The following is an 11,820-nucleotide window of genomic DNA, read 5'->3' as shown; positions in this document are numbered from 1 at the left end:
AGGCCGCGCGGCGCCCGCTCGCCGGGCTCGTTCAGCGAACGTCGACCAGGTCGACGACGAAGATCAGGGTCTCGCCCGGGGCGATCACGCCGCCCGCGCCGCGGTCGCCGTACGCCAGGTGCGGCGGGATGACGAGGCGACGGCGGCCGCCGACCTTCATCCCGGCCACGCCCTCGTCCCAGCCGCGGATGACGTGGCCGGCCCCGAGGGGGAAGTCGAGCGGGGCGCCGCGGTTGTACGACGCGTCGAACTCCTCGCCGGTGCTGTAGGCCACGCCCACGTAGTGCACCTTGACGGTGTTGCCGGCTGCGGCCTCCGCCCCGTCGCCGACGGTCAGGTCGGTGACCTCCAGCTCGGTGGGCGGGGGACCCTCGGGTGCGTCGATCTCGGGCTTCTCAGACATGCGTTCAACCTATCCCGAGCGCTCGGACCGGACGTTCGTGCAGACCCGAGGACGATCCCTGGGCTTGTCGAAGGGCCCCTGAGCAGGCGCGCTTCGTCCGTGCGTGGAAGGGAGGCACCAACCACGTCGTGGCCCTTCGACAAGCTCAGGGGGCGTGTGAAGCTCCAGCGCTAGGGGCAGACGCGACAACGATCCCTGAGCCTGTCGAAGGGCGCCCGGCAGGCGCGGGCCGTTCGTGCGTCCGGGGTGGAGCACCAACCACGTCGTGGACCTTCGATAAGCTCAGGGGGCGTGTGAAGCTCCAGCGTTCGGGGCAGACGTGACAACGATCCCTGAGCCTGTCGAAGGGCGCCCGGCAGGCGCGGTCCGTTCGTGCGTCCGGGGTGGAGCGCCGACCACTTCGTGGCCCTTCGACAAGCTCAGGGGGCGTGGGAGCGTTCGGGCAGACGCGCCAACGATCCCTGAGCCTGTCGAAGGGCGCCGGTGCACTCAGGGAACGTTCATCGGGGAGGGACCGGGGTCGCGCCTGATGGTGGTTCGGTCCCTCTCCGGACGATCCTTGAACCCATGAGCGCGACGCAGCCGAACCACCCGCACCCCACGCTGACGATGAGCGTGACCCCCGAGCAGCGCGACCGTGCGGTGGCCTGGTTGCAGCAGGCGTACGCCGAGGACCGCATCGGGGAGAGCGAGCTCGACTGGCGCCTCGGACGGGTCCTCGAGGCCCACGACCGTCGTGGGCTCAACGAGGCCTTCCTGGGGCTCGTGCAGGTGCCGATGGCCTCGCAGGCCGTCGGCCTGCACCCGGCCTACCAGCCGCTCGTGCGGCCCGAGCTGCGTCAGCAGGCCGGACGGGGCGCCGCCGGCTTCGCGCACTTCTCGGTGTTCCTGCTCTGGATCCTCGGCCCGCTGGTCGTCTTCGGGCTCTCGAGCCCGGGGACGTACGCCCGTCGCGAGGCGGCGAAGGCGTTCAACTTCCAGCTGCTGTCGTTCCTCCTGCTGATCGCGGGAGGCATCACCACGGCGATCTTCCCCGGCGACGGCTTCGACCCGGTGATGGGCTTCATGGCGCTGGGCTGGTTCATCCTCACGATCGTCGGCGGCGCGAAGGCGCTGCAGGGCGAGGACTGGCGCAACCCGGTGACGCGGGTGCTCAAGCTGCAGGTCTTGTCCGAGAGGTAGCGGGCAGCACCCGGGTCCGTGGACCGTGAGCCGGCCGGGAATGTTCCCGGCCCTCTCGCGTTACCCATGGCAGGTCCCGCGCTACGCAGGTAGAGTGGGCCCTCGCTCCGGAAGCCGTACGCGGCCGACGGGGTGGACAACTCAACAGGGGGTGATCGGTTTCGACTTGGGTCGGTAGTCCCAGGAGAAGCGGGCCGAGAATCCAAGGTCAACTCGTTAATGTCCCTTGGAAACCAACAAGTGCCAACTCTAAGCGCACTGACTTCGCTCTCGCTGTCTAAACAGTGATCGAAGGGTCAGACCGAGGCCGTCCTCGCCCCGGAACCTGGCCTCATCTAGAGGACTTGCTGGCCGCACCGTGTCTCAGGGTGCGTCCGGGACTTTTCTGAGACTGGGTCTGTCTGCGACGTGCTGGCGCGAGCGCAGGGACCGAGAAGACGACTAGCCAGCTGCGCCCGGAGAAGACCTGGTTCGCTGTCCAAGGACGCGGGTTCGATTCCCGCCACCTCCACCCCTGAGGTCGTCGCGAGCTGTCGGCGACGACCTGACAGAGTCGAGAGCCCTCACGACCGTCCGGTCGTGAGGGCTCGTCCGTCTCTGCCGACGCCCCTCTCGGTGAGTAGCAGCGGCGGTCGTCGCGGTGCCTCGACGACCTTCCTCGCGCCCGTCGTCCTGGCCCACCAGCTGCCCGCCGTCACCTGCGCGGTGTCGTCCTGACGAGCACGGGTGACGGTCGGCGCCGTGTACGTGGCGGCCGGAGCGACGTGCGCTCTCCTGCGTCGAGCCCGCCGAAGACCCCGTCCGAGACCCCGCTCCGGAGCGCCCACTCCAGGCACGCACCACGCACGACACACGCGTCGCAGACGCGCTTGGCCTCGGCGATCTCAGCCCGGGCCGACGCTCCGCCCGGGGGGAAGAACACCGACAGGTCGTGGCCGAGGCACGCGGCCTGCGCGCGCCACGCCTGCACCTGACCCATCAGGCTGCTTCCGTGGGCGACACGGTCGCGGCATCTCGGTCCAACCGGTAGCGCTGCGACGCCGAGGCGACGAAGACGCGCCGCATGAGGTCGTCCTCGGCGGTCTCCGGCCCACTCGACCAGCGGCTTTGCCTGGCGGCCTGGGTCGGCAGCGAGCGTGCGCCGGCGTGCCTGCCGCCTCGTGGCAGTCGTCGCGGCACGGCTGACGATGCGTGGCCGCGGACACCGGGCCGGTCCTCGGGACCGGTCGGACGGACGGGGAGGACGCTGGAGGGTTCGGGCACGGGGGCTCCATCACGATGAGCGCTTGGTCGGTCGTGAGCGCTCGATCAGCAGGACGCGGCTGGGACGGCGGCGCCTTGATCCCCACTTCGGCTGAACTATCAGCGCGGACGACGCTACGCCCCATCCACCGCGGTGTCGACCTCTCGGGCCCCGCTCGTGCTCAGACCGCCGCCGTCAGCCGCCGGATGCCGTCCACGATCGTGGGCCGTGACGCCGGCTCCGACATGAGCCGGCGCGCCACGGCGGAGGCGTGCGTGTCGTTCTCGCGGGCGTAGCGACGCAGCAGGGCGAACGCCTCGGTGACGGTGACGTCGAGGCGCTCGCGCAGGAAGCCCTTGGCCTGCTCGACCACCACGTGGCTGGCCAGCGCCGACTTCAGGCGCGGCAGGACGGTCTCCGGGGTCGGCGGGTGTCCCTGCACGATGGCCACGCTGGCGACGTGGGCGAGGCTGCGGGCGACCAGGAGGTCGGACTCGTTGAGGCTCCCGGACCGGGTGCCGAACAGGTTCAGCGCTCCCAACGCGCTGCCGGCCGCCGTCATCGGGACGGCGTGCACCGACGCGAACCCGGCGCTGCGTGCGGCCGGGACGAACTGCGGCCAGCGACCGCTCACGGCGGAGAGGTCGGCGATCGAGACGGGCCGGCCGCTGGCGTAGCAGTCCAGGCAGGGCCCCTCGTCGGCCTGCAGCTGCAGCAGCTCGATCTCCTCGGTGTGGTCGGAGGTGGCGGCCATCAGGTGCAGCCCGCCGCGCGCGTCAGCGAGCAGCAGCCCGGCCGAGGACACGTCGAGCAGGGTCGCGCACTGCTCGGTCAGGTCGGTGAGCAGCTCGACGACGTCGAAGTCCTGCAGCAGGTTGTCGACCAGGGTGACCACGGCGCTGAGCACGCGTGCCTCACGAGCATCGTCGGCCATCAGGAGCTCCCTTCCGAGCGGAGGTGGTGCCGGCCGAGGCCGGGCGGGGGAGGTGTGCGGTCATCAGGCCTCGAGCCGGAGCCGGCGGTCGATGACGTCGCGGGCGACCGCCGTCACCGAACGGTCGGTCGCGTAGGCGTGGGCCCTCAGCCGGACGAGCGCCTGGGCCGAATCCACGTCGAGCTGGGCCACCAGCATGCCGGTGGCCTGGCTGACCTCGTCCCGGCTGATCCTGTCGAGCTCGGCCCAGGCGGGCGTCCCGGGCTCCAACGGCTCCTGCGTGGTCGCGCTGAGCAGGTCCAGCAGCGGCATCTCCGCCAGCTCCGCCGCCACCAGGGCCCCGGAGAGGTCCGAGCCGTCCAGCGCCACCACCTGGCGCCGGAAGAGGTCGAGCGCCCCGACGTACTCCCCGGCGACCAGCACGGGGATCGCGAACACGCCGGCGATGCCCTGGTCGAGCAGCGCCGGGCCGTACGCGGGCCACCGGCCGGCGTCTACCTCGGCGCCCAGGTCCAGCGCGAGCACCGGGGCCCGGGTCGCCACCGACTCCAGGCAGGGGCCCTCCCCGTAGGTGAACTGCAGCTCGTCGAACAACCGCGCCCGGTCGCTGCTGCCGCCCAGGGTGCCGGTGTTGACCCCGTCGAAGACGAGGGAGATCGCGGCCGCGTCGACCGACAGGAGGGTGACGCACGCCTCGCACAGCCGGTCCGCCGCCACGGCCCCGCGTCCGCCGTCCAGCGCCTCGATGAGGGAGGCCTCGATCGACGTCACGCTCCGGCCGCCCGCGGGACGGTCATTCGCCGCCCCCTCGATCGGGCTCGAGCGCGGTGAGCCGGCCGGTCGTGGCGAGCTCCTCGGCGATCTCGCGGAGTGGCCGGTGGGTCGCCTGGCTCACCCGGGTGAGGACGCCGAAGGCCCGATCCGCGTCGAGGTGGTAGCGCTCCATCAGCATGCCCTTCGCCTGACCGATCAGGTCCCGGCTGGCGAGCGCGCGACCCATGCTGGAGATCTTCTTGGAGTCGGCGTACGCGACCGCCGCATGGCTGGCGAAGAGCAGACCGACCTGCTCGGACTCGTCATCGAAACCGTTCGCCCGGGTGTTGTACAGGTTCAGCGAGCCGAGGTTGTCGTCCTGGACGTACAGCTGGAAGGAGAGCATGCTGCCCGCCCCGGCGTCGTGCGCCCGCTTCGCGAACCGCGGCCAGCGGGGTTCGTGGAGCATGTCGGGCACCCGGACGGTCTGCTCCTCGTAGATCGCGTCGAGGCAGGGACCTTCGCCGACCTCGTTCTGGATGGCGTCGACCCGTGCCGGGAGCTCGCTCGACGGGTAGTCGGAGCGGACCTCTCGACGCCGCTGGACCATGCTCAGCGAGGCGTGCTCGACCCCGGGGATGATCGCGACGGCCGCGGCGACCAGCTCGTCGAGCATCGTGCTCGGGTCGTCCGTGGCCTCGAGCTGTCGGGCGAGCCCGCCGAGCCGGCCGGCGAGCGCGTCGGTGCTCGCCGTCCCGTGGTCCTCTGCGGACGGCTCGCCCTGAGGGCTGGAGTGGGCGTCGCTGGTCATGGTCGTGCCTTCCCGGGTCGCACGCGCCCTGCGGACCGCGAAGGTCCTCCAGGTCGAGCAGCAGACCGCCGTCGTTGGTGCACGAGGAGCCGGCGAGCCGATGTCTGACCCGTTCCCCCGATCATGCCAGCCGCTCGGCGAGAGGGCGCAGCGGGCGCGGCCGGAGAGGCTGATCCCGCTGGGCGAGGACCTCGAAGGGGAGGGGGACCGACAGGCTCCGTGCACCGTCGGTGCTGACCGTGGTGGCCCGGCGCGCTGCGCTGTTGAGCTTGCCGAGCCACCGCGCCGCGATCGGCGAGAGCGCGGCGCCGCCCTTGGTCAGGGCTGCAAAATCCTTCGGAGCACCTCGTACGCACGGATGCGACGCAGCAGCGCCGCCTGACTGCCCGCGCCTGGTTCCGGCCGGGTCGGCGGAGCACACCTCGGGCCGCGGACGCGCGGCAGCGTCCCTCAGGCTTCGTCTGCACCTGGTGCCGTGTCGCTGGTGACGTCCGGGTCGTCCGCAGGAGTGTCCACGTGGCCGGCGGGAGGGTCCACGTCGCCGGCGGGCTCGGCGTCGTCAGCAGCGGGGCCCAAGTCCGGGGGCAGGATCGTCGGGTGCTGCGGCGCGGGCGGGCACCAGCTCGGCCTCGAGCGCGGTGAGCTCGAGCATCTGTCCGGTGGTGGCGATCTGGCGGGCGACGTCGTGGAGCTTGCGATGGGTGTTCTGGCTGAGCCGTCGCAGGACGCCGAAGGCTCGCGCCTCGTCGAGCCCGTAGCGGTCCATGAGCCTGCCCTTGGCCTGCCCGATGAGGTCGCGGCCGGCCACGGCTCGGTGGAGGTTGTCGACGCCCCGTGCCTCCGCGAGGGCGATGGCGGCGTGCCGGGTGAGCAGCAACCCGGTCTGCTCGGACTCGTCCCCGAACGCGGCGACCCGGGTGCTGAAGAGGTTCAGCACGCCCAGGACGCTCGTCCGGGTCCGGAGCGGGAGGGACAGCGTGCTGACGACACCGAGACCACGTGCCTGCGGCGCAAAGGCCGCCCAGCGCTCCTCCTGGCCCATGTCGTCGACGCGCACGGGCCGCGCGTGCGCGGCCGCCTCGAGGCTCGGACCCTCACGCAGCTCCAGCTGGACGGTGTCGACCCCTTCGACCGTCGGGCTGGTCGCGCGCTGGGCGGTCAACACGTCGCGCTCCGAGAGCATGACCGACGCGTCCTGCGCGCCCGGCACCAGCCGGAGCGCCGCCGCGACGAGCTCGTCGAGCACCCGGCGGCTGCCGACCGCGGTGTGCATGAGCTCGGCCGAGTCGGCGAGGGCCGCTGCCAGGGCGCTGCCGCCGGCCGGAGGCGCGCTGTCGCTGCTTCGGGGGCCGTCCTCGTCGTCGACGAGGGACAAAGACGGAGAGGACACCAGGACCTGTCCTGCGGCCTTGCCCAGGTGGTCTGGTGGTGGGCTCCTGCGCGTCGCGGCTCGAGCGAGCGGCGGCACGCGTTCCAGACCGGCTGTTGCTGCAGCGACGAGGATCCTAGCGGTCGGCCGGAGATCGTGCGAGTCCGAGACGAACGGGTCCTCCTGCGTCGGTCGCCTTCGGGGGCCACCCCCGTCGACGTGCACGCTCGCACCCCGACCCCCGTCGTCCCACGCGGCTAGGCTCGTCACCGCTGCTCGAGCAGCCACTCAGGACCGGGACCGCCGTGACGACCGTCGCCGCGCGTCCCGTCCGCGTCTCGCGGTCGACCTGAGCACCGTCCTGGGAAGATCGCCCGAACAGGCCTCCCTCGTGACCTCCCTCGTCCCCCGGACCATCCCTTCACCCGTCTGCCGGACGCTGCCCGAACCCGCCGCCGCGCCACCGCCTCCGCCCGCCGGCACGCGGGCTCCGCGCGAGGCCGGGAGCTCGTTCACCGCCCTCACCCGGCAGGTGGCCGAGCTGGGTCTGATGCGGCGTCGCTACGGCTACTACTGGACCAAGCTCGTGGGGGCCGTCGTCGTGCTCGCCGTCTGGGTCGCCGGCTTCGTCCGGCTCGGCGACTCGTGGTGGCAGCTGGTGTCGGCTGCCGTGCTGGGGGTGGTGCTCACGCAGGTCGCGTTCCTGGGCCACGACGCCGCCCACCGCCAGATCTTCCGGTCGGGCCGCTGGAACGACGGCGCCAGCCTCGTCCTCGCCAACCTCTTCGTCGGCATCAGCTACGGCTGGTGGCGCAGCAAGCACACCAAGCACCACTCGAGCCCCAACAAGGAGGGCGTCGACCCCGACATCGCCCTCGGCGCGGTCGCCGTCACGCCGGCCGCAGCCACCCGGTCCGACGGCCGGCTGTTCCGCTGGCTCATGGCGCACCAGGGCTGGTACTTCTTCCCGCTCCTGCTGCTCGAGGGGCTGTCGCTCCACGTCGAGGCCGTCAAGCGGGTCGCGGGCCGGGGCAAGGTCGAGCGACGCGCTCTCGAGACGACGCTGCTGACCCTGCGTCTCGGCGGGCTGCTCGCCCTCGTCCTGGTGGTGCTGCCGCCCGAGAAGGCCCTCGTGTTCGTCGTGGTGCAGCTGGGGGTCTTCGGGCTCTACATGGGCTCGGCGTTCGCGCCGAACCACATCGGGATGCCGCTGGTGTCGTCGCGCCTGAAGCTCGACTTCCTGCGTCGGCAGGTCCTCATGAGCCGCAACATCAGCGGGGGGCCGCTGATGAGCGTCTTCATGGGTGGGCTCGACCTCCAGGTCGAGCACCACCTCTTCCCCTCCGTCGCGCGGCCGCACCTGCGCCTCATCGCCCCGCTGGTACGGGCGCACTGCGCCGCCGAGGGGGTGCCCTACACCCAGACCACGCTCTGGGAGTCCTACCGCAGCGTCGTCGGCTACCTGAACACCGTGGGCCTCAAGGGCAAGGACCCGTTCCTGTGCCCGCTGGTCGCCCAGCGTCGCGCGGCCTGACGGCGTGCCCCGGCCGCGTGGACGCCCGGGGTCCCTCAGTCGAGCGGTCGCTCGTGCGGTCGGCTCCGGGCGCGTCGGGCGGCTTCCTCGACCAAGGTGCGGGCGACCTGGACGAGCTTGACGTGCTCGTGCTGGCTGAGACGCGTGAGCCGTGCCCGCGCCTCGCCTTCCTCGACGCCGGAGCGGCTCATCACGATCCCGACCGCACGCTCGATCACCATCCGCTCGTCGAGGGTGCGTTGCAGGCGCTCGGACAGCCGCCGGGCGTCCTCGAGCACGCGGGCGTTCTGCACCGCCACGGCAGCCGGTACGGCGAACACCTCGCCCAGCTCCGCCGCCCGTTCGTCGAACGCGTTCTTGGCGAAGGCGTAGACGTTCATGGCCCCGACCACCTCGTCCGGGGTGACCAGCGGCAGCGAGATCGCGCTGTGCACGCCCAGCCGTGCGACCCGGCCGCCGAACCGCGGCCAGCGTGGGTCGGCGCCGATCGAGCCCGAGATCACCGTGACCGCGTCCCGAGCCGCTGTGATGCAGGGCCCCTCGCCCACGCCGTACTGGATCGCGTCGACCTCGCCCACGAAGTCGGCGGTCTGCACGATGGTGTCGGAGCGGTGGTGCTCGAGCAAGGTCAGGCCGGCCCCGTCGGCCCCGGGGATGGCCTGGACCGCGTAGCGGGCGATCCGGGTCAGCACCTCCGGCAGCGGCAAGCGCGCGGAGGACAGCAGGGACAGACCTCGGAGGCTCGCCCCCAGGTCGTCCCGTTCCGCCTCGCGCTGCCCCGCGGCGTGCGGAGCACCGTACGGCTGATCGTCCGCCGTCACCGGCCCACCCCTCGTCGATCGTTGGCGCGACCCTAGCGTTCGCGCGGCGGTCGGACCACGGCTTCGCTAGGACGGTGCTGAGCCGTCTCCCCGGTCATCGGTCGTCCGGGGAATGATGGCGGCAGGCCCCTCCGCGCTACGTCCGCGGAGGGGCCGCCGTCGTACGGCCCGCGCGCTGTGGTCTCAACGCGCGTCGACCCCGAGCAGGAGGCTCTCGGCCACCGATCCGCTCGTGCTCCTGTCCTACCCGCAGCCGCGGGATCGAAGCATGCAGCGACCGGCGAGGACGTGTGCCGCGCGCCGGCGAGCGCCGACGACGTTTCTCCTCGAGAAGGCCTCGATGCTGGGCGGGGGCACACCGATCCCACGATGGTCCCGCTGACTATCGTGCTCCCAGCTCTCCCGACGCAGCTCGACCGAAGCGTCGGGCAGCACCCGGCTTGACCGGCGCCCGCGCTCGACCCCGGCACCACCCCAGCACGATCCCCGGCACGACCCGGTGGTTCCCGGCAGCCCGGCCAGGGCCCGACGGCGGACCCGACATCACGAGAGGCAGCTCTGTTGACCGACGTGGTCACCATCGAGTGGAACACCCCCCGCCTCAGCCTGCGCCTGCTGGCCGAGGGCGGACCCGTACGCCTCGTCGACGTGACGCCGGGCCAAGAGTTCGCCGACGCCTTCGACCCGGCGACATACGTACGGGCGCACCAGCCGCTGGTCGAGGTGCTCACCCCGGCCTGGGGCCTCGACCCCAGCAGCAACGGCGGCCGGCACAGCGGGACCCACGTCGGTGGGGGCCTGCGCCACGTCGGCCACGAGCGGTCGGTCGAGGGCGGCACCGAGGTGCTCGTCGTGGAGCAGGCCGATCCCGATTCGGGGCTGACGACCCGGACGCGGTTCGAGGTCCTGCCCGGCGCCGCGGCCGCCCGCACCTGGACCACGGTCGGCGTGGCGCCGGGTCGCGAACCGGTGGTGCTGTGGGCGGTGACCAGCCTGGCCACCGGCGCGTTGGTCTCCGACGCCGTCGCCGACCTCGACGTGTGGCGCGCCGACTGCGGCTGGTCGGCCGAGAACCGCTGGTCCGCGCGGCCGCTGCAGGCGCCCGGTCTCGCGCGGACCCGTCCGGGTGCTCCCGGCGAGACGATCCGCGGCTGCGTCAGCGCCAGCGCGACGAGCACCTGGTCCTCGGCGACGCACCTGCCGGTCGGCGCCCTGCAGGACCGCCGGTCGGGCCGAACGCTGGCCTGGCAGGTCGAGCACAACGGCGCGTGGCTCTGGGAGGTGGGGGAGCGCGCCGGCGCGTCGAACGGGCTGGTCGGCGGCGCGGTCGGGAGCGAGGAGGCCGCCGGTCCGCCGAGCCTGGAGGGCCGGGTCGACGGTGCGTACGTCGCCGTCCTCGGCCCGACCGACGCGCTGCACCACTGGTCCGTGACGGTGACCGAGGACCGGACCTCCACCACCGTCCCGGCGGCGTTCACCGTCGGGGAGTCGTTCGACGACGCCTTCGGCCGGCTCGCGGGGCACCGCCGGGCCGCCCGCCGAGACCACCCGCAGAACGCGACGCTGCCGGTGGTCTTCAACGACTACATGGACACCCTCGAGGGCGACCCGACCGAGGCCAAGCTGCTGCCCCTGATCGACGCAGCCGCGGCCGTCGGCTGCGAGTACTTCTGCATCGACGCCGGCTGGTACGACGACACCGACGGCTGGTGGTCCTCGGTGGGGGACTGGGAGCCGTCGACCGCGCGCTTCCCGCGTGGTCTGGGCTTCGTCCTCGACCACATCCGCAGCCGGGGCATGGTGCCCGGGCTCTGGGTGGAGCCCGAGGTCGTCGGCGTCACCAGCCGGGCCGCCGAGACCCTGCCGGCGACCGCCTTCCTGCAGCGCGGTGGGGTCCGCGTCCGCGAGCGGTCCCGCTACCTGCTCGACCTGCGCAGCCCCGAGGCCCGCGCCCACGTCGACGCGGCGGTCGACCGGCTCGTCGCCGAGCTCGGGATCGGGTACTTCAAGTTCGACGACAACGTCACGCCCGGCCCGGGCACCGACCTCGACGCCGAGAGCGTCGGCGACGGGCTGCTAGGGCACAACCGTGCCCTGCTCGGCTGGCTCGACGGGGTGCTCGACCGGCATCCCGACCTGGTGGTCGAGAACTGCGGCTCAGGCGCGCTGCGGTCGGACTTCGCGATGCTGTCGCGGCTGGCGCTGCAGTCGACCTCCGACCAGCAGGACCCGCTCCTCTACCCGGCGATCGCGGCCTCCTCGCTCGTCCACGTGCTGCCCGAGCAGGCCGCGCACTGGGCGTACCCGCAGGCCGGCATGGACGACGAGACCATCGCCTTCACGATGTGCACGGGGCTCGCCGGCCGGCTCTACCAGTCCGGCCTGCTCGACCGGATGAACGACGCGCAGCTCGCGCTGGTCGCCGACGGCGTACGGGTCCACAAGCAGACGCGGCACGCGCTGGCCCGCGCGATCCCGCGGTTCCCGACCGAACTGCCGACCTGGGACGACGCGTGGGTCACCGTCGCGCTCGACGCGGGGGAGGACACCTACCTGTTCCTCTGGCGCCAGGCGCACGCGGAGGGTTCGGTGAACCTGGACCTGCCGCACCTGGCCGGCGCCGACCTCGAGGTCGCGCAGCTCTACCCGCCCGAGGACCGCTTCCCGACGTGGCAGCACGTACGCACCGACGCCGGGCTCGCCGTGACCTCGGGCCCGGTCGGCGCCTCCGCCCGGATGCTCCGGCTGACCCGCCGCTGACCCGGCGCTG

The 11,820-nt window shown here is 72.6% G+C and carries 10 protein-coding genes and 1 other RNA gene; 4 read left to right on the top strand and 7 right to left on the bottom strand.

Annotation, left to right across the window (positions count from 1 at the left end; all coding sequences use genetic code 11):
• Nucleotides 1-31: 31 nt before the first annotated feature.
• Complete coding sequence (locus BLU42_RS09695) at nucleotides 32-403, bottom strand: FKBP-type peptidyl-prolyl cis-trans isomerase (RefSeq protein WP_091074256.1); 372 nt, start codon at nucleotides 401-403, stop codon at nucleotides 32-34.
• 567 nt (nucleotides 404-970) lie between these two features.
• Here BLU42_RS09695 and BLU42_RS09690 point away from each other — a divergent pair.
• Nucleotides 971-1,585 (top strand): DUF1707 and DUF4870 domain-containing protein, encoded by a 615-nt coding sequence (locus BLU42_RS09690; RefSeq protein ID WP_091074255.1) that lies wholly within the window; start codon nucleotides 971-973, stop codon nucleotides 1,583-1,585.
• Between the two features lie 147 nt (nucleotides 1,586-1,732).
• Nucleotides 1,733-2,099: a transfer-messenger RNA gene (ssrA, locus tag BLU42_RS09685) on the top strand.
• 180 nt (nucleotides 2,100-2,279) lie between these two features.
• Here the strand turns inward: ssrA and BLU42_RS09680 are convergent.
• The 5 genes from BLU42_RS09680 to BLU42_RS09660 form a co-directional block, all read right to left on the bottom strand.
• Complete coding sequence (locus BLU42_RS09680) at nucleotides 2,280-2,564, bottom strand: WhiB family transcriptional regulator (RefSeq protein WP_091074254.1); 285 nt, start codon at nucleotides 2,562-2,564, stop codon at nucleotides 2,280-2,282.
• 445 nt (nucleotides 2,565-3,009) lie between these two features.
• Nucleotides 3,010-3,762 (bottom strand): GAF and ANTAR domain-containing protein, encoded by a 753-nt coding sequence (locus BLU42_RS09675; protein WP_091074253.1) that lies wholly within the window; start codon nucleotides 3,760-3,762, stop codon nucleotides 3,010-3,012.
• 63 nt (nucleotides 3,763-3,825) lie between these two features.
• Entirely contained in the window at nucleotides 3,826-4,533 is a 708-nt protein-coding gene (locus tag BLU42_RS09670) for a GAF and ANTAR domain-containing protein (RefSeq protein ID WP_197680697.1), read from the bottom strand.
• Nucleotides 4,534-4,555: 22 nt separating this feature from the next.
• On the bottom strand, nucleotides 4,556-5,326 hold the full coding sequence (locus BLU42_RS09665) for a GAF and ANTAR domain-containing protein (protein WP_091074252.1): 771 nt from the start codon (nucleotides 5,324-5,326) through the stop codon (nucleotides 4,556-4,558).
• Nucleotides 5,327-5,885: 559 nt separating this feature from the next.
• Entirely contained in the window at nucleotides 5,886-6,716 is an 831-nt protein-coding gene (locus BLU42_RS09660) for a GAF and ANTAR domain-containing protein (RefSeq protein ID WP_157719911.1), read from the bottom strand.
• Between the two features lie 370 nt (nucleotides 6,717-7,086).
• Here BLU42_RS09660 and BLU42_RS09655 point away from each other — a divergent pair, with 370 nt between their 5' ends.
• Nucleotides 7,087-8,229 (top strand): fatty acid desaturase family protein, encoded by a 1,143-nt coding sequence (locus BLU42_RS09655; RefSeq protein ID WP_231918538.1) that lies wholly within the window; start codon nucleotides 7,087-7,089, stop codon nucleotides 8,227-8,229.
• A gap of 35 nt (nucleotides 8,230-8,264) precedes the next feature.
• Here BLU42_RS09655 and BLU42_RS09650 read toward each other — a convergent pair whose 3' ends face one another.
• Nucleotides 8,265-8,936 (bottom strand): GAF and ANTAR domain-containing protein, encoded by a 672-nt coding sequence (locus BLU42_RS09650; RefSeq protein ID WP_231918537.1) that lies wholly within the window; start codon nucleotides 8,934-8,936, stop codon nucleotides 8,265-8,267.
• 684 nt (nucleotides 8,937-9,620) lie between these two features.
• On the opposite strand from BLU42_RS09650, the gene BLU42_RS09645 reads away from it, so the two are divergent.
• Nucleotides 9,621-11,810, top strand: coding sequence for a glycoside hydrolase family 36 protein (locus tag BLU42_RS09645; RefSeq protein ID WP_231918583.1), 2,190 nt, complete (start codon nucleotides 9,621-9,623; stop codon nucleotides 11,808-11,810).
• Nucleotides 11,811-11,820: the final 10 nt, after the last annotated feature.

Origin of the sequence: Microlunatus sagamiharensis (assembly GCF_900105785.1) — a bacterium.
In the GTDB taxonomy this organism is placed as follows: domain Bacteria; phylum Actinomycetota; class Actinomycetes; order Propionibacteriales; family Propionibacteriaceae; genus Microlunatus; species Microlunatus sagamiharensis.
The sequence above is the reverse complement of the archived record's forward strand: the minus strand, read 5'-3'. Positions and strand labels throughout refer to the sequence as shown.